Genomic DNA, 19,849 nt, shown 5'->3' on the forward strand with positions numbered 1-19,849 from the left:
AATCGGTTTAAGGGGAAACATTTATAAGTAAAGATTACTTTGTTTTGTTGTGAAGATTTCGGCCAGCGGTGGGCTTATTAGGAGAATAGTATTTGGAGGATTCACCTTTTTTTGCATAAGAAAAAACGCAGGAGAAATTCCTACGTTTTTATATAAATATATTAAAAAGAGTTTTGATACTACTTCAATAACGCTATAAGGAATTTACTTTTCTGCAACGATACTATTATCAAGACATATTTTATATAAAGTGAAACTTTAATCAGCCCGCAAATAGAGGGATAAAACTACAAATCATTATTTACTGTATTGCCCTTAATTACGGAAACAATTATACTAGATGTTATCTACATATATAATCTGAATATTCATAAAATTATGAGTAGGATTTCCTTTTGGGACATATAAATTATAAAGTATATCACCATGATTTTTTAACATTTAAGTTTTTCCTATTTATATAAGTTCTCAATATGAACTTATATAAACCATTCCTACTTACCTCTTAGATTACTATTATACTGCATTAAAATGAAGGAACTCCTTTTCTTTAACATAAAAATGAATTAGAAAAGATAATAAAATTAGGAGGATTACGATGCCCCAGCTTGATTCATTACATCCCATAGTAGAAAGAATAATCAACAATATTGAAAAATTAATGGTCGGAAAACGAAAAGAAACGATCTTAGCTTTGACAGCTCTCTTAGCTGAAGGTCATGTACTATTAGAAGATGTTCCTGGCGTTGGGAAAACAATGCTAGTACGTGCTCTTTCTAAATCCATTGATGCCGATTACAAGCGTATTCAATTCACACCTGATTTACTGCCGTCAGATGTAACAGGTGTTTCTATTTATAATCCGAAAGAGCTCCAATTTGAGTTCAAGCCTGGACCGATTATGGGGAATTTTGTACTTGCTGATGAAATTAATCGTACATCTCCAAAGACACAATCTGCCTTACTTGAAAGTATGGAAGAAGGCACTATCACAATAGATGGCATTACAAGATCGTTACCAAAACCTTTCTTTGTAATGGCTACACAAAATCCGGTCGAATATGAGGGAACATATCCTTTACCAGAGGCTCAGCTCGATCGTTTCTTGTTGAAGCTAAGAATGGGATATCCTACACCAGAAGAAGAATTTGAAATTTTAAACCGGATGGAAAAAACAAATCCACTCTCTCATTTACAAGCTATTACTACAATAAAAGAATTACTTTATTTACAACAAAGCGTACGGGAAGTAAGCATGGACAAAGCAATCAAGCATTACATTGTAAAACTTGTTACTCAGACGCGTTCTTATAGTTCTATACAGCTAGGTGCAAGTCCACGCGGCTCAATCGCTTTAATGAAAGCTTCACAAGCTTATGCATTCATCCATGGCAGAAATTATGTTATTCCAGACGATGTTAAATTTTTAACTCCTTACGTTTTAGCTCACAGACTCATTCTAAAAATGGAAGCAAGATTTGAAGGAATAACAGGAGAACAAGTTATCGCCAAAATCGTTGCACGAACTACCGTGCCGACTCAAAGGACGAAAAACCTTTGATGAAACGAATACTACGAGCACTATATCACGTTACGAAGTTATTGCTAATCCCTTTATGCCTAGTCTTAACATTTGTGTACGCTATGCTTCAAGGAGGATTTGTAAGTTGGTTTTTGTTTTACAGTACGATTCCTATTGGTCTTTATTCACTACTACTTCCCTTCTACGCTTTACGAGACGCTGAAGTAAAACGAATAACAAACCAAAATGAATATGCAGCAGGAGAACAATTTTTAAGCACCATTACAATAAAAAGAAGATTTCCTTTTCCCTTACTTTATTTAATTATAGAAGATGAACTGCCAGCACAATTTACAAATTGTAGACAAACGAAGGTGAATAAGGTAATACTCTTTCCAGGATTCAAACGGAATATTTCGTTTCAATATGTTATTGACACAATCCCTAGAGGAGAGCACACTTTTTCAAGCGTACGTGTCAAAACTGGTGATCTATTCGGTATGATGGAGAAGGAAGTAACTTTTTCAGTTCCAGATACATTTTTAATCTATCCCCAGTACGTAGATATAACGTATCGACAATTGGAAAATCATTTCGAACAAGGAGCGCTTTCAGCAAATATAAATTTAGCAAAAGACTCTACAATCTCTGTCGGTGTCAGAGACTATAAACCTGGTGACCGCTTTTCATGGATTGATTGGAAAGCAACTGCCCGAACAAACAATATTATGACGAAAGAGTTTGAACAACAGCGCAGCCATAATATCATGATATTCATGGACAGAACTGAGTCCCCTCTATTCGAATCAGTCGTAACATTTTCCGCCTCTATTGTAAGGGCTGTCTTGAAGCAAAATTCACCAGCGTCATTCGTGTCTGTCGGAAAAGAACGAACTTTTTTCCCTTTAGACAATGGAGATAGTCAGTTACAACAAATCTTTTGTCATTTAGCGAAAGTACAAGCAGACAGTGTATTCCCGCTCTCCCGGAGTGTAGAAATGGAATTAAGAAAAATTTATGATCCCGTAACGATTATACTCGTAACAAGCGATCTTTCTCCCGATATTCAAAAGGCGGCTGACTTTGCTGCTATAAAAAACAGAAAATTAATGGTGTTTGTCGTGAAAGAAAAAGCAAATCAACTCTCACATCGAGAACTAAGTATTCTAGAAACTCTACAAAAACGAAAAATATTTGTAAATGTGGTTTATGGGAACCGGTATACAAACGTGTTTTTTGAGGTGAGCAAATGATAACATTACGAAAAAAATACAAATGGGATATGAGCAGATTCTTCATGCATGTATGTGCATTTCTACTTTTACTAGAATGGCTAAGACCCCTTATAGGTATTACAAACGTAGGTAGATTAGATATTTTTGTAATATTTATAGGAATTTGCTTCACTCTCTCTTTTTTTCAAACAAGGTGGCAGATTCCAATAAAGATCGTCACGATCTTATTCATCATTCATTTCCTGTATTATAAAAATGCTTTTATAAATCCATCTTGGCTAACGAAATTTTTTGCTGATATTTCTCGAAATTCCTCTCTGTTTTTCCAGGGGAATTTGCTAGATATTTCTCCCGTTTTTCCAACACTTTTATTTTTTTTATCCTTTTGGTTTTTGAGTGCTTTCATCTCTTTTTGGATGATTCATAAAAAACGTGGGTTGTTATTTCTTATATTGACTATTATTTATATCACCATTTTTCATAACTTACATTTATACAATGCAAACTACGCTATTATTCGTACTATTGCCATCGGCTTTTTTATGCTTAGTCTTCTTCGCATAGAACGAATAAGAGAGATGGAACACTTACAAAATTTTGCTAGAGAAATCTCAAAATTACTTAGACCTCTTACAATATTTATTGTATTGTCAGCAACTATCGCATACTTTGCTCCAAAATTTGGCCCTCAATGGCCAAACCCAATGGATTTTTTAAAATTCAACACATCCGAAGCAAGTAAAAAACAAGAATTTTCTAAAATTGGATATGGTTTAGATGACTCGCGATTAGGCGGTCCTTTTAAGGCAGATCCTACAATTGTTTTCACAGCACAAACGCAAAACAAACAATATTGGAGAGTCGAAACGAAAGATTTTTATACAGGAAAAGGCTGGGAAGTTTCTGAAAATCCAAAAAAGATTTCTTTTAAAAATAAAAACGACGTCGTGAGCTGGTACGAACAAAATACAAAAACGGAGGCCACTGAGGCGACAATCACCATGAAAAAAAGTTATCCACACCTTACCTATCCAGCAGGATTAATATCAGTTGAGGCTTCTTCTAATGTATCATACAGCGTTGACCCCTTTTCAGAAAAAATCTATACGATGGACGGAGATTCTTCTACTATTTTAAATTCATATAAAGTAACATATGGGGTCCCAGAGTTTTCCATAGAAAACTTGAAAGCTGTAAAAACAAATGAAGGTCAAGAATCAAATCCTTATTTCATGACAAAGTACACGCAACTTCCCGAATCATTACCACAGCGAGTAAAAGACTTAGCTGTAAATCTAACAAATGATAAAGACAACCGATATGATAAAGTATTAGCTATTGAAAACTACTTTACCGACCATTCTTTTGTATATGAAACAATGAATGTTTTGTTCCCTTCCAAAAACCAAGATTATGTAGATCAATTCCTTTTCGATACAAAAAGCGGCTACTGTAATAATTTCTCGACGTCTATGATCGTGTTACTTCGTTCTGCCGGGATTCCTGCTCGCTGGGTAAAAGGTTATACAGAAGGAACTCTTGATAATACACTTGCCTCTGCAGAAGGTGAGGATGTTTATAAAATCGCGAACGATAACGCACACTCTTGGGTCGAAGTATATTTCCCAGGATACGGATGGATTCCATTCGAACCAACAAAAGGATTTACTAATCCCTATAATTTCACAAATAATACTCCTGCTTCTACTTCACAAAATAACGAAGTAAATAATTCTAATAACGAGCCAATACACCAACGGAACAATGAAGCAAAGCTCAAAAGTTTAATAGAAAATACAGAAGAAGCCTCTACTAAAAAGATCACAAATTCCAAAAATGATTTTTCTTGGTGGTACGTATTCCTCTCTACGATACCGATTAGTATCATCGGATACATTCTCTTCACCACTAGAATGAAATGGATTACATTTTTTATTATTCTTTTCTATAAATACCGAAAAGATGATGCTGTTTATCAAAAAGCTTACGGTGCACTTTTAAACCAATTTGCGAGAATTGGCATACCACGGGGTGAAAGTCAAACATTCCGAGAATACGCTCTCCACATCGATACACTTTACAATTCGGCCGATATGCAACAACTTACTTTCAGTTATGAGAACGCTATGTATCAAAAGGAACAGGCCGCAGCCGAATGGAAGACATCCGTACACTTATGGGAAGTGCTTATGAAAAAAGCAGCTTCTCTGCCTAAATCAAACGACTACGATAGAGTGATTTAATCTTGATAATGTGAGTTTAAAGAAAACACCTCAAAGAACTACATTGTTCTTTGAGGCGTTTGTTAATAAAGTGAAACTCCTAATTATTCCCCAAGTACCTTCTCAATCTCAACCTCTAAATCCACCGGCTTCGTCTGCGGTGCAAAACGCCCTACTACTTTCCCGTCTTTTCCAATTAAAAACTTAGTAAAGTTCCATTTCACTGCTTTCATACCGAGTAAACCTGGCGCTTGTTCTGTCATGTATGTATAGAGAGGATGAGCCTTGTCACCTTTTACATCAATCTTTGCAAACATTGGGAAGTTCACACCGTAGTTCAATTCACAAAAACTAGTAATATCAGCTTCTGTGCCTGGTTCTTGTCCCCCAAATTGATTACAAGGGAAACCGAGTATTTCTAGTCCTTGGTCTTTATATTTATCATATACTTCCTGTAACCCTTTATATTGTGGTGTAAATCCACATTTACTAGCTACATTTACAATAAGAAGTGCTTTTCCTTCGTAATCTTTTAACGATTTTTCTTCTCCTGTTATTGTTTTAGCTGAAAAATCATAAACTGTCATTGTTCATACCCCTCTCTTCACTATCATTCTATGTTTATACTATACTACATTCGTGAATATACAGCTCTTATTACGTATTCACATACCGTAATGATAGCGCTTTATTTTCGTTCGAAAATTCGACACAATATACTAGACTTTTATGATGGAAAGTTTTACAATTAATTTGTGAACAAAATGTGACAGTTTATATTTCCATTATAATAGAAAAGGATGGTGTTCATTATGAAAACTGCACAACATGAAACGATTTCAAATCGCGAGTTTTATTTCGTACTATATATGATGTTATTGTATGTTATTGGCTGGGTAATCGATGTAAATGGTTTATTTTTAAGCTCCTACTTTAATTTAGCAGGAGAAATTATGCTTCCGATCGTTGGTGGCATTGTTGGACTGTTCGTTATGTCTATCAATAAAGAACAAACGAAATAACTACATTACAAAAGGGCAGAAGACGAGCTTTCGTTTTCTGTCTTTTTCTGTTTTTAGCGTATAATAGATACATACCGTATATAAGGAGTGGTAAGTATGAAAAAAGTAGAACAACTATCTTCTCATCTATATCTTATTGATGATTATGACTTACAACATGATGAACGCACAGGTACATACGTTTTATTAGGTGACGATATTACTTTAATTGAAACTTGTGCGGCCCCTTCTCTTCCCTATATTTTAGACGGCTTACAGCAATTACATATTAATTTAAATGATGTAAAAAACATTATCGTTACACATGTTCATTTAGATCACGCAGGCGCAGCAGGGTTAATGATGGAAAAGTGCCCAAATGCTACTCTATTTGTGCATCCGCGCGGGGCTCGTCATATGATTGATCCAACAAAACTAATTCTTGGCGCAAAAGCTGTGTACAAAGAAGATTTTGATAAACTTTTTGATCCAATTCTTCCAATTGAAGAAGAACGTGTTCATATTGTACAAAATGGTGATACATTAAAAATTGCAGAAGACCGTACACTCACATTTTATGATACACCGGGACATGCGAAGCACCATATTAGCATTCACGATTCATTAACAAACGGCATTTTTACTGGTGATACAATAGGAATTTATTATAGAGAACTCGCAGACCTTGATGTAGAACTATATCTACCATCAACGTCTCCTTCACAATTCCAGCCAGATGCGATGATTGCTTCTAAAAATCATATTCAAAGTATGAATGTAGATACTATTTATTTCGGTCATTACGGCGCATCATCCAATGTTACAGAAGTATATAACCAACTTGAACATTGGTTACCTATTTTCGTTAATACTGGAAATGAAATTTTTCAAAAACATACTGATTTTGATGAGGCTACTAAGGCATTACAATCTTTACTACTGGAGAAAGTCTCCACTCATCTTACAAAGCTAAATGTTCCATCCAATCATTCTGTTTATAACATTTTACATCTTGATTTAGAAATTAGCGCGATGGGAATTATTGATTACTTAACGAAGCAAACAAAATCCACAATTAACTAATAGAAAACGAAGATATATACAACGCCATTATCGTATATATCTTCGCTCCTTGAATATATTTTTTAATAAAGGATGGTGGAATGGAATGCAAAAAGTGATACTATACCTCTGCTTTACATTATTTATCATCTTATTATTAGTTGTAGGTGTTAAAATTCAATTTTATTTAGATACAGACGCGCAAGTGAACTTTAACGTCTATCCAAGATTATTCTACTTTACACTCTTCCCTCTTTTGGTCGGCATTTTATTACGATTCCTACAATCAATTAATCGCGAAACGAGTAAACAAAACTGGAACTTTCAGCCGGATAAGTTTATCGCTATTACGTTGCCAACACTATTCATTGCCTTTTCTCCAGCTCTACTCTTTTCACCAGTTGGTAAATACCTACCTTATTTAACTAATATTATTCTTGTGAATACAACTTTCATTACCATTATTAGTTTAATAGCTGGTTACTCACTTTTAGATTGTTTGATACAAAAAGACAAGGAGAATAGTAAGGAATATAACTAAGTGATTTCCCACTTTCACTTTATTAAGCAAGTCAAGGTAATTCTGCCCCTGACTTGTATGCAAAAGAACCTAATGTTCAATTTTTAAGTGCCGTTGGTTATGCTGGGTTATTTATAAGTGCAATACTCCTTGTAAGAGTTGCTATACATGTGGTAAGGAAATTTAAGTAATAACAAAACGAGTATGAAATCGCATAGATTTTATACTCGTTTTTTATTGTTCATATATTTAATTGGTAATAGGAAATTTATGTTAAACTAAAGAAAGTCGCGCACTAAATCAAAATACATTTCAAACAAGGGAGACTTATTATGAAATTAGGGACTTTCTCGTTTCTAACGTTTATCACAAGTATATGTTCTTTCTTTATTTTAAGAGGACCTAATTCAAATTTAACATTAATTATTGTGCTTCTAAGTATTCTTTCATTACTCGGTATTATTTTTGCGATCGCATCAAAGAATTGGCTATTTAAAATAGTTGGTACGACATTAAATGGAGTCATACTAATATTTGTATATTTCTTATTGCTAGCAAAAGGAATAGGTGGTTAATATATTTACGTTTCAATAAGAAAAGCTCACCTTTTCATCTACATACTCCATAAACTGTTCTGCTTTAATAAATCTTTCTTTATAAGCTTCAGGTACTTCTTCTACTGTTATCCCACCACTCGATTTCGCTTTTACTAATACAGTTTGATATGACATTAACGCTTCCATATATTGTTCATACTCTTCTGAAGTTAATACTTCTTTACTAGATTTATGGCCATTTAATTTATCAAAATACGGCTGAAGTTCCATTTCTACCTTTTTCATTTCCTCTTTTTTAGCTGGTGATAATTGATCATAATCAATATTACCGTTCGAATCCCCGTACTCAAGCTTTGCATTCGTTAATTTCTTTAGTTCTTTTGTAAACTCTTCATATTCCTTCGCACCCATTTCGTCTTTCGCTTGTGATAACTTTGCATTAAAACGCATGTATCCTTCTAATGTTATAGCTCCGGCATGTTTTTTTAAGTTCTCAAAAGATCCGTATATACCATCCGCCATAATAGATTGGTAAGCAAAACCAGTCGTTGGGATTAAAAATGCGGCTGCAAGCACTCCTGCGATAAGGCGCTTCTTCCTTTTACTTCCCCCGCTCTTCATTTTTATTTGAACAATTACTTTTTCTTTTAACTCCGGCGGGGCAATAATCCCCTTCGCTTCTTCTTGTATAGATTCTCTAACTCTACAATCTAAGCTCATTTCACATTCCCTACCTCTCCTAAAAAGATTTCTTCTACTTGCTCTTTTTGACGTAGTTTCTTTAAGGCCGCATGAATTCTAGATTTCACGGTACCGATTGGAATATGTAATATTTGTGCTACTTCTTCTTGTGAGTAATCATGTAAGTATCTTAAGATAATAACTTGTTTCAATTTATATGGTAATTTATGAATGAGTTCAATTAATTTTTGGTTTGATATTTTACTTACAACATCGCTAGAAAAATCAATTTCTACTGGTTTTCTTTGCTCTTCTGCTTTTTTTACAATTCGCAGTCGCATCCACCTCTTTCTTCTATAAGAATGGATTTGTTTAATCGCAAGTCCAATTAACCATGGACGAAATGGCTTCTCACTATCATATTTACGAAGCGATTCATATAGCTGTATGTATATTTCCTGAACGACATCATCTATATCTGCTTTATCCTCTATTAAAAAATGTGCTGTCTTATATACTTCTTGAATCGTTTTATCATACAATTCGCTATACGCTTCTTTATTGCCTGATAAAGTTAATTGGATTAAATCTGTATACACTGTTTCATCTTTCATGTACCATCCCTCCTTTGTCTTACACTATATATTGGCAAGCAAACGATATTTCGTTCGATTTCTTTCAAAGATTTTTCAAATAAATTAATATAATGATGCAATAACTTCATAAGCTTCACTTATAACCCTGCATAACAATTATATAATTTTCCAATTCCTAATGAAGATTTAAAATAATATATATAGTCAAATTTAGGAGGATGTATATGAAAGCTATCGTTGTAACTTCATTCGGTGGTCCTGAAGTGTTGAAATATACGGACATGGATATTCCTACAATTTCAGATAATCAAGTTTTAATTCGTGTTGTCGCTACTAGTGTTAATTTCGCCGATATTAAATCACGTTATGGCAAAAAAGGAAACAAAGCCTTACCTTTTATTCCAGGGATAGATGCAGCTGGTATTGTAGAACACGTAGGTTCTCATGTGAAAAATATTTACCCTGGCCAGCGTGTCATTACTTTTCCTCAAAATGGCTCTTACGCTGAATATGTTGTCGCGAACGAAAATCTTACTTTTGTATTACCTGATGAAGTTGATTTCCAAACTGCAGTTGCCTGCCCTATCGTATCTTTTACAAGCTACAATTTACTTGCAAATGTTGCAAGACTTCAGCAAGGTGAATCTGTTCTAATTCATGCCGCTGCTGGAGGAATTGGTACTACCGCGATTCAACTCGCAAAATTATTAGGGGCTAAAAAAGTAATCGGGACTGTCGGAAGTGAAGTAAAAAGAAAAATTGCTTTAGATGCTGGCGCTGATTATGTTATTTGTCATCAAGATGAAGATTTTGTAGAGAGGGTAGATCAGCTTACAAACGGAGAAGGCGTTAATATTGTTTTAGATTCTATTTCTGGTACTGTGTCCGAAAGAAGTTTAGACTGCCTTGCTTATTACGGTCGTCTCGTCCATTTCGGCAATGCTAGCGGAGAAGTTGGTAGTTTTCAAACGAAAGATTTACACGCAAGTTGCCGTTCTATACTCGGTTTCAGCTTTGGCACTACACGGAAAAAACGTCCTGAATTGCTTCAAGAAACTGCGAATCAAGTTTTCCATTATTTACGCGATGGAAGTTTACAAATTAAAGCTACGAAATCTTTTCCTCTTCAAGATGCAGGGAAAGCACATGAATGGGTCGAAAGTAGACAAAGTACAGGGAAAGTAATACTACACGTTCAGACAGCTCCCTAAAATGAATACATGAAATAGAGGTGTTATTCATGGGATCACGAATTATGCATATCATTATCGCGAGCGGTATTGCTGAGAAACTTTCTATTCAAGATAAAACTTCTTTCTTACTTGGTGGTGTAGCTCCTGATGCTGTTCATTCAAAAAAAGAAAAAGGAACTTCACATTTTTACGCTGGTACAACGAAGAACTATACGAGAAGAATAGATTATGATTCATTTATTCATAAATACGAAGATCATCTGGATTCCCCTTATATTTTAGGTTATTATACCCACCTCATTGCCGATGATAATTGGCTAAGCGGCTTTTTTCTACCTTGGCTTAAAAACAGAATAGAAAACGACGAAACTATCGCACCTATGTACTATAACGATTTTAAATTATTGAACGCACAATTGTTGCATCATTACGATAAAGAACAGCAGCTCTTCGCCCTACTTAATCAAGAGGCTAACATTGTGAATATAGAGGAGATTTCTAGAAAGAATGTTTTAGCTTTTCGGCAATATATTTTTGAAGATATGCTATATCCTGAGCAACACTTGCACGAAAACTTACAAGTGTTTTCATTTGATCAAATCGTTGGTTATATTGAGACTGCAATTGAAAAAGGAACATTTTTTATAGAACAACTCGTTAATAAAAAATTGACTTCAAATATTTAATCCCCCTCATTATTTACGAGGGGGATTTTCACATAACTATATAATTATTTATTTTTTCCCATTACTGCAAAGTAATTCCCTTCACTATCAGCAAAGTTAAACACTTTACCAGAAGGCATAGTTACGTCTTCCCAATTATTTATCTAGGCTTTTTCTTACCAGTAAAAGCTGGTTTCTTTTTCTTTGGTGCTGGTGGTTTCGATTCTACAAATGTTCCTTTGAACATTTCTTGTTTCGTAAACACGATACCTAATTTTTTCGCAAATTGAAGTAATTTACGCTCTTCTTGTTCTGTTACAAGAGAAACAACTGTTCCTTCTTTGCCCATACGTCCAGTACGTCCTGAGCGGTGAATATATTGGTCTACTGTGTCTGGTAACTCTAAGTGGATTACGTGTGTTAAATCATCGATATCTAATCCACGTGCTGCAATATCAGTAGCAAGTAATATTTCTAATTTCCCGCTACGGAACGCGCGCATCGTTACTTCACGCTCTTGTTTGCTTGCCTCTGCATGAAGTGCTGCTGCTTTCATTTTACGGAACTTCAGTTTTTGAGTAATTTCATCTAAACGGAATGGATCATTTAAGAAGGCAACTGCTTTTACATTTCCCATATGCATAACTCTTCTAATATAATCATTTTTTTCACGACGCTCACAAACGATATACGTATGTTCAACTAGGCTCTGTGCCTCTGAACGTGTTACACGTACTAATTGTGGTTCAACTGTCAAATCACGTGCCGCATCTTCTGCAGCTTTTGTTATTGTCGCCGAGCAGAACACTAATTGACGATCGCGCATCGTTGATTTAATTACATCAAGTACAGCACCCATCATCTTTTGTTTTACAATTTGATCAAACTCATCAAATACAATCGTTTTCACTTCATGCATCTTTAATTTTTTCATGCGAATCAACTCTAAAATACGTCCTGGTGAACCGACAATAACTCTCGGATGTTTCTTTAATTTTTCAACTTGGCGCTTAATATCCGCACCACCAATTAAAGACGCACCTGAAATATCCGTTCCTGCTGTAAACTTTTGAACCTCTTCATGAATTTGCATAACAAGTTCACGAGTTGGCGCTAAAATTACAACTTGAGGTTGTTTAACTTCAGGATTAATTTTATGTAAAAGTGGTAATAAGTACGCTAATGTTTTTCCTGTTCCAGTTGGAGATTCAGCAATAACGTCTTGTCCTTCTAAAATAGTTGGAATCGCTTGTTTTTGAATTTCAGTAAATTCTTTAAAACCAGCCTTTTCCCAAGCTTGTTGTAAAAATGGTTGCATATCTTTTATCATTTGTTTTTCTCCTTTATCTCTATTTTTGAAGAAAATGTTGTATTGTTCGCACCGTTTCTATCATGTGTGAAATAACAGCTATTAAATCATCAACATGGTCTTCTGTAATCGATTTTTGAAATAGAACCTCTACCTTATTATGATATGAAATCGCTTGCTTATTATATTCGTATGAAATTTTTTGCGTAATCATTCGCTCTTTTCCCCATATAGAATGCAATAAAGTTTCAATTTCTTCGCATCCTATCTCTGGTTGCTCCATTTCGAACGAGAATTCCAGCTTCATTTCACAACCTGGTATAAACTGAGGTACTTCTAATATTTCACCTGATAAATTCTTTGCATCAACAGATAGTGAAAATGTCGCCTCTACCATCGTTTTAAATGTTTCTGTTAGTTGAAATGAAATACTATACATACGACTTAATGAAGCAAGGTCCATCACATCTTTTCGATCCGTTACGAGAATATCACCGTGTAAATCGAAATCATAGACAGCTCCTTCCACAATTACCTTTAAATTTTCAAAAGCAGTTGGATCAAACATAATTTCCTCCAAAAAACAGGCGCCTTTCGATGGAAAGGCGCCACTTGATGTATATATAGTTTACAGATAAACGAGATGAATTACAACCTTTTAGAATAAACCTACTGCTTTTCCATCTTCATTTACATCCATTTGCAGCGCAGCTGGCTGTTTTGGAAGGCCTGGCATTGTTAACATTGTTCCTGTTAACGCAACGATAAACCCTGCACCGATAGATGGTTTTAATTCACGAATTGTAACGATAAAGTCAGATGGGCGACCTAATTTTGTTGCATCATCTGAAAGAGAGTATTGTGTTTTCGCCATACAAATCGGTAGGTTACTCCAACCTTCTCCCTCATATTGAGCTAATTGCTTACGTGCTTTCGGAGCAAATTCAATATCTTTTGCGCCGTACACTTTTTGAGCAATTGTACGAATTTTTTCTTCTAATGGTAATTCTAATTCATAAAGTGGTGCGTAGTTGTTTTCACCTTTTTCAATTTCTTTTAACACTTTCTCAGCAAGGTCAACTCCGCCTTGGCCACCTTTCTCCCAAACTTCTGTTAAGGATACTGCATAGCCACGCTCATTGCACCATTCTTGTAAGTATGCAACTTCTGCATCTGTATCAGTAATGAATTTGTTAATGGCAATTACGAAAGGAACACCGAAGCTTTGAATTGTTTCAACATGCTTCTGTAAGTTCTCCATACCTTTTGCTAACGCATCTACATTTTCTTCTTTTAATTGATCTCTCGCCACACCACCGTGCATTTTAAGCGCACGAATAGTCGCAACAATAACTACCGCTTCTGGTTTAATACCAGCTGCACGTGCTTTAATATCTAAAAACTTCTCGGCACCTAAATCTGCACCGAATCCAGCTTCTGTAATAACATAATCACCTAATTTTGCTGCCATTGTCGTAGCGATAACACTGTTACAACCGTGAGCGATATTCGCAAATGGTCCGCCATGAATGATAGCTGGTGTATTTTCTAATGTTTGTACTAAGTTCGGTTTTAATGCATCTTTTAATAGAAGTGTTAACGCTCCTTCTACTCCTAAATCTTTAACTGTTACAGGTTGATTTGAAAAATTATAAGCGACAACAATGCGAGATAGACGTGATTTTAAATCTTGAATATCTGTTGCAAGGCAGAATACGGCCATAATTTCAGATGCTACTGTAATATCAAAACCATCTTCACGTGGTACACCTTGAACCGGTCCACCAAGGCCAATTACTACATTACGAAGGGCACGATCATTTAAGTCAACACAGCGTTTCCAAACGATTTTACGCGTATCAATTCCAAGTGTGTTTCCTTGTTGGATATGATTATCAATGAACGCCGCTAATGCGTTATTGGCAGTTGTAATCGCATGAATATCTCCAGTAAAGTGAAGGTTAATATCTTCCATTGGTACTACTTGAGAATAACCACCACCTGCTGCTCCGCCTTTTAATCCCATTGTTGGTCCAAGAGATGGTTCGCGAAGTGCAATTACTGTTTTCTTACCAATTTTATTAAAAGCTTGACCTAAACCAACTGTTACTGTTGATTTACCTTCTCCTGCTGGAGTTGGGTTAATCGCTGTTACTAAAACAACTTTACCGTCTTTCTCATCTTGTAAACGCTTAAAAATATCAAGAGATAACTTGCCTTTATAATGTCCGTATGGCTCTAGTTCTTCTTCTAAAATATTTAAATTAGCTGCAATTTCTTGAATCTTCTTCATACTTGCTTCTTGTGCGATTTCAATATCAGATTTAACTGTTGTAGTAGTTGTCATATACCCTAGTCCCCCTTTAATTGATTCTGATGATATTGTATCAGTTTTTTGTATTTTCTGCACTTATTTACCTCCTAAAACCCTTCAATTTTGTTATACGTTTTTTAACATAAATACCCATAAAAATGTTAACGCTTGTTGTAACTCTGTAGGTAGCTGACCTAACATCTTCTCATTTACTCCGCGCTTATATACGCCGGTACCATCTACAACTTCAAATCCTTGTTCTTTTGCTAACTGTTCAAATTCCCAAGGCATCATCGTATTGCAAACAACGTCTTTGCCATATAGGCGCGGATAACTGTTCTCTCTCGGTTTTGCTGTCGGTCCTAAAATTGCAATACATGCGTATCCATCTTTCTTTAAAACACGCTTTATTTCATTTAATGCTCGCAACGGCTCCTCGGTCCATTCTAAAGAATTAATTGCCATAATTGCTTCAAATTTCTCATTTTCAAATGGTAATGAAGAAAGATCACCTTTTATAAAAGATAAGTTTGGGTCTTCTCCGCGCTCCTTACCCTTTTGAATCATAACTTCCGATAAGTCCACCCCAACCGCTTTGTAGCCAGTAAGACTTAATTTATATGTACCATACCCATCACCACAGCCAACATCTAACACTTGTACTTCCTTTTCCACGTACTGCTCAAAAAATGGAATGATTGTACTCCTGCTCCCGCTATCCCACATTTCTTGACTATTTTGATTCCAAAACTCTGCATTGTTATCCCATTTTTTCTCTGCCGATTCATGCCAATTAAACTTCGCCATACATTCCCCTACCTTCACGTATTATCATTCATTTCATTCTACATCATGTTCCAAAATCCCTGTTTATCTTCATAAGGAGATAAAGTGAAACTTTAATCAGTGGGAGTGTTTGTTCGTCCCCCACTGATTATTATTTGAGCAATCGGGCTTTCACTGGCAGCTCGACTCCCATCTAACTTCTTTGCTCCAGCCGAATTTTGAGGCGGGGGTCTTACTGCATGGCAAATAGCGGGATAAACAGGATAACAACGGAATCTATTTTCTCCAATTTTTGCTTTACTTGGGTTTAACTCATACTCATGTTCTGCTCCTTATGAAAGATACTATAGATACACCCAATTGAAAGAGAGGGATGTACATGCGAAGAAAGAGAAATCATCATTTTAAAAGTGGTGAAAAAAACGAAGAGTATGCAGCTGAAATATCTCCGGCTGGTATTCCGATTAGACATGAGCGCAAAGAAATTGCAAATGAAATAGAAGGTACAAATACCGGTGCAATGATCGGCTATGTCGCATTATTTCTTTCGTTATTCTCCATTGCTTTTTATCCTGTTACACTCGGCTCCCTTGCTATTTTAGTTGGCTTATTAGCTGTCAATTTTGGAGCGAGAACACTTGGATATACCGCAATTGGTTTTGGTAGTTTTTCTGTTTTATTTACTTTACTCTATCCGCTTGCTTTGTCAGCGTTTTAAAAAAAACACACCAAGTTATACTTGGTGTGTTCATTCATGATACAACATGATATGACCGCATCCACAACAATGCTTCGCTGTAATTTCTTGAAAAACTGGATAATTTTCTTCATCTCTATGCTCAATAAACACCTTTTCAAATCGGTACATGTTTGGCGCATATGCCCAATCTTGTTTCGTACGTGCATATAATGTTGAAGAAAAAAACTCCTCACCACCACAAACGATACATCCCTTCTTCATCAATACCCCTCCTATGCTTGTCTTACTTCATCTATATGAACATAAGCATAAAAAAAAGACCTTCTATTACTAGAAAGTCTTCTCTGAAACAAAAAGAAATGTACCGAATATACCTACTCCGCTATATTCTTTCGTAACACCAGCTTCTGTTTTATACGTTTGCTTTACAGTCATAAAGAAAACACCATTTCGTGCATCAATACTTTCAAACTGTAATTTCTCTTTTTTTTCATCTACATTTTGCGTGCATTCAAAGCTACTCTCGTCACATTTCAATGCATACTTATCCTCTAAATACAATTTAAAATCTGATTCTTTCGGACAAGTTATAAGTAATATTGCCACGAGAATAATACTTACAATACCCACAATTGTATAATATTTCTTCATTTGTTCTCCTTTCAAAAAACAAGAAAACTTGACTTCATGCGCCAAGTTTTCTTAGTCTACAACCCATTGCCACTCTTGTTCTTTCTTATCAAAAATGAGCCAACCCGTTTCTGTTGCTTCCGCTTTCAATTCATCGATATTATCTAGTACCTCATCCGTACTTTCGAATGATCCTACTACATATACCGGAATTTCAAGACCTCTTCTCGACTCAATTTTCCCCGCTAAATCAATGTATAATCCATCTTCCATTAACGGCATAAGCCCAAGGATAACTTCCTTTGAAATTGCTGGGAAAATTTTTGATTTTTGGAAGAAAGTAAAACGTTTCTTTCCAAACGAACCGAGTTTATATGGAATGACTTTACTTAGCATTCCTACAAAATCACCGATTCTACGGTAATACACTTTGTTGTACCAACCGTCATCATGTGAAAAATAAACGAATCTATTCTTCAACAATGGGAAGAACGTTCTTCCAAGTGGTTCTTTTTTGTGAGCCAAATATAATAATTCTGCAATTTCTTTTGGCTCTAACTCATCTAAATCGCTTGCATCATCGAAATCTACCCAACAAAATTCATCAAATTCATCAATCTCTGCTTGAATGAGTTTATGTATGTTTTCTTCCTCAACATATTCAAATAAAGTATGATAATGAAAATCTGTCCACTCAAAATTATGCTTTAAAAGCAATACTTGATGAAGCGGTGAAGGGATGTTACTTGCAAACTCTTTAAACGTAATTCCAGATGTAATAAAACAATGACCCCGACGATTACCATTAATATATATCATATTGTTTACTTGGTCAGATCCTCCAGACAAAGCACCTAGCCACCTTCGTTTTATATGTTTCAATTCTATAGCATATTTTAACATGAAAAATTTTAGAAACATAGAAAAAACTTCAAAAACTATTTACAATTTCATGTGTTTTATTACATACTGATTACAAGAAAAAACGCCTGCTTATGAGCAGGCGTTTTTAAAGGATTTCATCTGGGTTTTGAGGGTGATGATTTCCCTCTTTCTTTTCATCTGTTTGGAACATCGATTGAATTTTATCAATTGTTTGTGGAGCTAATTCAATTATTTTTTCTGCTAAATGTGTCGCATTTTGTAGATGTAGAATATTTACTCCATCTTTATTCACTACAAGAAATGCTACTGGTGTAATAGAAACACCACCCGCACTACCGCCACCAAATGCAGGGTTACCGTTCGCTCTTTGTCCATCATTCGTCTGGAAATCAGAACCTCCTGCTCCAAAACCGAACGCTACTTTAGAAACCGTTAACACTACACCACCGTCAGCCGTTTGAACAGGCTCTCCAACAATCGTATTTACATCGACCATTTCCTTCAAATTTTCCATTGCTGCTTTCATTAATCCTTGAATTGGATGATCCACCGTTCATAACCTCCTTTGTCATATCTTTCCTAGTTTTTCCGAAAGTTTGTGAACTAAACATAAAATTTTATATTGATTTCAAAAAACTTAAGTTATAATATTTAGAAAAATAAAAAAGAGGTCGATTTTTTATGATGAGAAAATTAACAAAGAAAGATCATGAACAAGTATTCGCTTACCTAAAAGAAGAAGCAGCCCTTAACTTGTTTATCATTGGAGATATTGAAGCTTTCGGTTATGATACAGATTTTCAAGAATTATGGGGCGCATTCAAAGAGAACGGAACATTAAAATCAATTTTGCTACGCTTCCATGAAACATTTATACCGTATAGTAAAGGAGAGTTTATAGTCGCTGACTATGAGGCACTTCTTTCCGCATATAAGCCGCTTAAACTCTCTGGCAAGTCAACTATTGTAGAAAGATTTGAAACTGCTCCAAGTGTACAACTAGGCGCCAAAAATGAAATGTATTTTTGCGAATGTCTAAATGACAGCAACTTACCTAGCACACCAATTCATGAAACAATTAAACTTGCCTCACTCGATGATATAGAACGAATTATGAAATTACGAAGTGACATCGCTGAATTCCCGGCTGCTAATGAATCAGAAAAAATGTTAAGGCAAGCTATCGAAACAAATACAGGACGTACATATTATATTGAAAAAGACGGCGCAATCATCGCATCCTCCTCAACTTCCGCTGAAAATTCATTATCCGCTATGGTAGTTGGTGTATGTACACACCCGAATTACCGCGGAAATGGATATGCTTCACTCATATTACAAAAAATGATTCAAGACTTTACGAAAGAAGGCCGAACGCTTTGCTTATTTTATAACAATCCAGCTGCTGGACGAATTTATAAAAGTTTAGGGTTTAAAGATATTGGAATGTGGACGATGTATCGTTAAAAAGCCGATTTATTCATCGGCTTCTTTTATTTTATATTTTGCTATTCCAGCTTGAAATATTTTCTCACTTCAAAGTCATAATTACTTGTCTTTCAATGAACCCAAATTCTTCGTACATCTCTTTTGCAAAATTTCCAGCAAATACGTTCAAACGAATTTCGGAATACTTCTCCTTCAATTCCTTAATGCCAGCCTCCATCAATTCTCGCGATAATCCTCTCCCGCGATATTCTGAAAACACATACAGCTCATATATAAATCCAAGTTTTTCACGAGAAAAATAGTCTGTATTTTCCCCTATTAATATCCATCCCATTACTTTATTTTCTTCTTTAATGACTAAATAATATGCCCCTTTTTCTATTATTGGCTTTGTAATTTCAATCGCTTTTTCTTTACTTAACTGACAATTCCCTCTCGTTCCTTCGAAAAGTGATTGAGCTGCATAATGTAATATTTTTTCCGTTTCTTTCTCATTCGCTTTTGTAATCATTCCTTTCTCCC

23 protein-coding genes and 1 pseudogene are annotated in these 19,849 nt (G+C 35.3%); 11 read left to right on the forward strand and 13 right to left on the reverse strand.

Going from position 1 to position 19,849, the window contains the following annotated elements; translation table 11 throughout:
• Nucleotides 1–598 precede the first annotated feature (598 nt).
• Genes AC0IXC_RS06585 through AC0IXC_RS06595 form a run of 3 tightly spaced genes read left to right on the forward strand, consistent with a single transcriptional unit; the run spans nt 599 to nt 5,000 of the window.
• On the forward strand, nt 599–1,561 hold the full coding sequence (locus AC0IXC_RS06585; protein WP_471652725.1) for an AAA family ATPase: 963 nt from the start codon (nt 599–601) through the stop codon (nt 1,559–1,561).
• On the forward strand, nt 1,561–2,775 hold the full coding sequence (locus tag AC0IXC_RS06590) for a DUF58 domain-containing protein (RefSeq protein WP_471652726.1): 1,215 nt from the start codon (nt 1,561–1,563) through the stop codon (nt 2,773–2,775). The genes AC0IXC_RS06585 and AC0IXC_RS06590 overlap by 1 nt, the downstream gene beginning before the upstream one ends.
• Nucleotides 2,772–5,000, forward strand: coding sequence for a transglutaminase TgpA family protein (locus AC0IXC_RS06595; protein ID WP_471652727.1), 2,229 nt, complete (start codon nt 2,772–2,774; stop codon nt 4,998–5,000). The genes AC0IXC_RS06590 and AC0IXC_RS06595 overlap by 4 nt, the downstream gene beginning before the upstream one ends.
• 83 nt (nt 5,001–5,083) lie before the next feature.
• Here the strand turns inward: AC0IXC_RS06595 and bsaA are convergent, their stop codons facing one another.
• Complete coding sequence (bsaA, locus tag AC0IXC_RS06600) at nt 5,084–5,566, reverse strand: glutathione peroxidase (protein ID WP_016102133.1); 483 nt, start codon at nt 5,564–5,566, stop codon at nt 5,084–5,086.
• A 225-nt stretch (nt 5,567–5,791) separates the two neighbouring features.
• Between bsaA and AC0IXC_RS06605 the strand changes: the two genes are divergently transcribed.
• The 4 genes from AC0IXC_RS06605 (at nt 5,792) to AC0IXC_RS06620 (ending at nt 8,137) form a co-directional block, all read left to right on the forward strand.
• Entirely contained in the window at nt 5,792–6,001 is a 210-nt protein-coding gene (locus AC0IXC_RS06605; RefSeq protein ID WP_002127081.1) for a DUF3925 family protein, read from the forward strand.
• A 96-nt stretch (nt 6,002–6,097) separates the two neighbouring features.
• Nucleotides 6,098–7,063, forward strand: coding sequence for an MBL fold metallo-hydrolase (locus AC0IXC_RS06610; RefSeq protein ID WP_002141446.1), 966 nt, complete (start codon nt 6,098–6,100; stop codon nt 7,061–7,063).
• An 85-nt stretch (nt 7,064–7,148) separates the two neighbouring features.
• Nucleotides 7,149–7,583, forward strand: a complete 435-nt coding sequence (locus tag AC0IXC_RS06615; protein ID WP_002135918.1) for a hypothetical protein — start codon at nt 7,149–7,151, stop codon at nt 7,581–7,583.
• Nucleotides 7,584–7,894: 311 nt separating this feature from the next.
• A complete protein-coding gene (locus tag AC0IXC_RS06620) occupies nt 7,895–8,137 on the forward strand; it encodes a hypothetical protein (protein ID WP_002135917.1) in 243 nt (80 codons plus the stop codon).
• 12 nt (nt 8,138–8,149) lie between these two features.
• On the opposite strand, the gene AC0IXC_RS06625 is transcribed toward AC0IXC_RS06620, so the two are convergent.
• Together AC0IXC_RS06625 and AC0IXC_RS06630 are read right to left on the reverse strand one after the other, a co-directional pair.
• Nucleotides 8,150–8,839 (reverse strand): DUF3600 domain-containing protein, encoded by a 690-nt coding sequence (locus AC0IXC_RS06625; protein ID WP_002141441.1) that lies wholly within the window; start codon nt 8,837–8,839, stop codon nt 8,150–8,152.
• Nucleotides 8,836–9,414, reverse strand: coding sequence for a sigma-70 family RNA polymerase sigma factor (locus tag AC0IXC_RS06630; RefSeq protein ID WP_002031567.1), 579 nt, complete (start codon nt 9,412–9,414; stop codon nt 8,836–8,838). The genes AC0IXC_RS06625 and AC0IXC_RS06630 overlap by 4 nt, the downstream gene beginning before the upstream one ends.
• 206 nt (nt 9,415–9,620) lie before the next feature.
• Here AC0IXC_RS06630 and AC0IXC_RS06635 point away from each other — a divergent pair, with 206 nt between their 5' ends.
• Both AC0IXC_RS06635 and AC0IXC_RS06640 read left to right on the forward strand, forming a co-directional pair.
• The gene (locus AC0IXC_RS06635) at nt 9,621–10,607 is read left to right on the forward strand and encodes a quinone oxidoreductase family protein (RefSeq protein WP_471652728.1); all 987 of its coding nucleotides are present in this window, start codon (nt 9,621–9,623) and stop codon (nt 10,605–10,607) included.
• A 29-nt stretch (nt 10,608–10,636) separates the two neighbouring features.
• A complete protein-coding gene (locus AC0IXC_RS06640) occupies nt 10,637–11,275 on the forward strand; it encodes a zinc dependent phospholipase C family protein (RefSeq protein ID WP_002135913.1) in 639 nt (212 codons plus the stop codon).
• A gap of 44 nt (nt 11,276–11,319) precedes the next feature.
• Here AC0IXC_RS06640 and AC0IXC_RS06645 read toward each other — a convergent pair.
• The 5 genes and pseudogenes from AC0IXC_RS06645 to AC0IXC_RS06665 form a co-directional block, all read right to left on the reverse strand.
• A pseudogene (locus tag AC0IXC_RS06645) lies at nt 11,320–11,406 on the reverse strand (VOC family protein); the annotation flags it as partial.
• Nucleotides 11,407–11,414: 8 nt separating this feature from the next.
• The gene (locus tag AC0IXC_RS06650) at nt 11,415–12,584 is read right to left on the reverse strand and encodes a DEAD/DEAH box helicase (RefSeq protein ID WP_002012513.1); all 1,170 of its coding nucleotides are present in this window, start codon (nt 12,582–12,584) and stop codon (nt 11,415–11,417) included.
• A 19-nt stretch (nt 12,585–12,603) separates the two neighbouring features.
• Nucleotides 12,604–13,131, reverse strand: coding sequence for a hypothetical protein (locus tag AC0IXC_RS06655; protein ID WP_002065080.1), 528 nt, complete (start codon nt 13,129–13,131; stop codon nt 12,604–12,606).
• Between the two features lie 90 nt (nt 13,132–13,221).
• On the reverse strand, nt 13,222–14,910 hold the full coding sequence (locus AC0IXC_RS06660) for a formate--tetrahydrofolate ligase (protein WP_002031556.1): 1,689 nt from the start codon (nt 14,908–14,910) through the stop codon (nt 13,222–13,224).
• 93 nt (nt 14,911–15,003) lie between these two features.
• Complete coding sequence (locus AC0IXC_RS06665; RefSeq protein WP_002085991.1) at nt 15,004–15,684, reverse strand: class I SAM-dependent methyltransferase; 681 nt, start codon at nt 15,682–15,684, stop codon at nt 15,004–15,006.
• A gap of 358 nt (nt 15,685–16,042) precedes the next feature.
• Between AC0IXC_RS06665 and AC0IXC_RS06670 the strand changes: the two genes are divergently transcribed.
• Nucleotides 16,043–16,381, forward strand: coding sequence for a hypothetical protein (locus AC0IXC_RS06670; protein ID WP_001253195.1), 339 nt, complete (start codon nt 16,043–16,045; stop codon nt 16,379–16,381).
• 30 nt (nt 16,382–16,411) lie between these two features.
• Here the strand turns inward: AC0IXC_RS06670 and AC0IXC_RS06675 are convergent, their stop codons facing one another.
• From AC0IXC_RS06675 to ytfJ, 4 genes are all read right to left on the reverse strand, one after another.
• Nucleotides 16,412–16,624, reverse strand: coding sequence for a hypothetical protein (locus tag AC0IXC_RS06675; protein ID WP_002012518.1), 213 nt, complete (start codon nt 16,622–16,624; stop codon nt 16,412–16,414).
• A gap of 69 nt (nt 16,625–16,693) precedes the next feature.
• Entirely contained in the window at nt 16,694–17,014 is a 321-nt protein-coding gene (locus AC0IXC_RS06680; RefSeq protein WP_002118741.1) for a hypothetical protein, read from the reverse strand.
• A gap of 51 nt (nt 17,015–17,065) precedes the next feature.
• Entirely contained in the window at nt 17,066–17,842 is a 777-nt protein-coding gene (locus AC0IXC_RS06685; protein WP_002085994.1) for a hypothetical protein, read from the reverse strand.
• A gap of 160 nt (nt 17,843–18,002) precedes the next feature.
• The gene (ytfJ, locus tag AC0IXC_RS06690; RefSeq protein WP_002127061.1) at nt 18,003–18,428 is read right to left on the reverse strand and encodes a GerW family sporulation protein; all 426 of its coding nucleotides are present in this window, start codon (nt 18,426–18,428) and stop codon (nt 18,003–18,005) included.
• Between the two features lie 131 nt (nt 18,429–18,559).
• On the opposite strand from ytfJ, the gene AC0IXC_RS06695 reads away from it, so the two are divergent.
• Entirely contained in the window at nt 18,560–19,345 is a 786-nt protein-coding gene (locus AC0IXC_RS06695; protein WP_326996497.1) for a GNAT family N-acetyltransferase, read from the forward strand.
• A 64-nt stretch (nt 19,346–19,409) separates the two neighbouring features.
• Here AC0IXC_RS06695 and AC0IXC_RS06700 read toward each other — a convergent pair whose 3' ends face one another.
• Nucleotides 19,410–19,838 carry a GNAT family N-acetyltransferase gene (locus AC0IXC_RS06700; protein WP_002031496.1) on the reverse strand — a complete coding sequence of 143 codons (429 nt, stop codon included), beginning with the start codon at nt 19,836–19,838 and terminating at the stop codon, nt 19,410–19,412.
• Between the last annotated feature and the right edge of the window lie 11 nt (nt 19,839–19,849).

The sequence above is a fragment of the Bacillus sp. AC266 genome (genome assembly GCF_979253805.1).

What these genes read in the sequence shown, in the direction of transcription:
- AC0IXC_RS06585 (WP_471652725.1), top strand. Translation starts at nt 599, where the DNA reads ATGCCCCAGCTTGATTCATTACATCCCATAGTAGAAAGAATAATCAAC.
- AC0IXC_RS06590 (WP_471652726.1), top strand. Translation starts at nt 1,561, where the DNA reads ATGAAACGAATACTACGAGCACTATATCACGTTACGAAGTTATTGCTA.
- AC0IXC_RS06595 (WP_471652727.1), top strand. Translation starts at nt 2,772, where the DNA reads ATGATAACATTACGAAAAAAATACAAATGGGATATGAGCAGATTCTTC.
- bsaA (WP_016102133.1), bottom strand. Translation starts at nt 5,566, where the DNA reads ATGACAGTTTATGATTTTTCAGCTAAAACAATAACAGGAGAAGAAAAA.
- AC0IXC_RS06605 (WP_002127081.1), top strand. Translation starts at nt 5,792, where the DNA reads ATGAAAACTGCACAACATGAAACGATTTCAAATCGCGAGTTTTATTTC.
- AC0IXC_RS06610 (WP_002141446.1), top strand. Translation starts at nt 6,098, where the DNA reads ATGAAAAAAGTAGAACAACTATCTTCTCATCTATATCTTATTGATGAT.
- AC0IXC_RS06615 (WP_002135918.1), top strand. Translation starts at nt 7,149, where the DNA reads ATGCAAAAAGTGATACTATACCTCTGCTTTACATTATTTATCATCTTA.
- AC0IXC_RS06620 (WP_002135917.1), top strand. Translation starts at nt 7,895, where the DNA reads ATGAAATTAGGGACTTTCTCGTTTCTAACGTTTATCACAAGTATATGT.
- AC0IXC_RS06625 (WP_002141441.1), bottom strand. Translation starts at nt 8,839, where the DNA reads ATGAGCTTAGATTGTAGAGTTAGAGAATCTATACAAGAAGAAGCGAAG.
- AC0IXC_RS06630 (WP_002031567.1), bottom strand. Translation starts at nt 9,414, where the DNA reads ATGAAAGATGAAACAGTGTATACAGATTTAATCCAATTAACTTTATCA.
- AC0IXC_RS06635 (WP_471652728.1), top strand. Translation starts at nt 9,621, where the DNA reads ATGAAAGCTATCGTTGTAACTTCATTCGGTGGTCCTGAAGTGTTGAAA.
- AC0IXC_RS06640 (WP_002135913.1), top strand. Translation starts at nt 10,637, where the DNA reads ATGGGATCACGAATTATGCATATCATTATCGCGAGCGGTATTGCTGAG.
- AC0IXC_RS06650 (WP_002012513.1), bottom strand. Translation starts at nt 12,584, where the DNA reads ATGATAAAAGATATGCAACCATTTTTACAACAAGCTTGGGAAAAGGCT.
- AC0IXC_RS06655 (WP_002065080.1), bottom strand. Translation starts at nt 13,131, where the DNA reads ATGTTTGATCCAACTGCTTTTGAAAATTTAAAGGTAATTGTGGAAGGA.
- AC0IXC_RS06660 (WP_002031556.1), bottom strand. Translation starts at nt 14,910, where the DNA reads ATGACAACTACTACAACAGTTAAATCTGATATTGAAATCGCACAAGAA.
- AC0IXC_RS06665 (WP_002085991.1), bottom strand. Translation starts at nt 15,684, where the DNA reads ATGGCGAAGTTTAATTGGCATGAATCGGCAGAGAAAAAATGGGATAAC.
- AC0IXC_RS06670 (WP_001253195.1), top strand. Translation starts at nt 16,043, where the DNA reads ATGCGAAGAAAGAGAAATCATCATTTTAAAAGTGGTGAAAAAAACGAA.
- AC0IXC_RS06675 (WP_002012518.1), bottom strand. Translation starts at nt 16,624, where the DNA reads ATGAAGAAGGGATGTATCGTTTGTGGTGGTGAGGAGTTTTTTTCTTCA.
- AC0IXC_RS06680 (WP_002118741.1), bottom strand. Translation starts at nt 17,014, where the DNA reads ATGAAGAAATATTATACAATTGTGGGTATTGTAAGTATTATTCTCGTG.
- AC0IXC_RS06695 (WP_326996497.1), top strand. Translation starts at nt 18,560, where the DNA reads ATGATGAGAAAATTAACAAAGAAAGATCATGAACAAGTATTCGCTTAC.
- AC0IXC_RS06700 (WP_002031496.1), bottom strand. Translation starts at nt 19,838, where the DNA reads ATGATTACAAAAGCGAATGAGAAAGAAACGGAAAAAATATTACATTAT.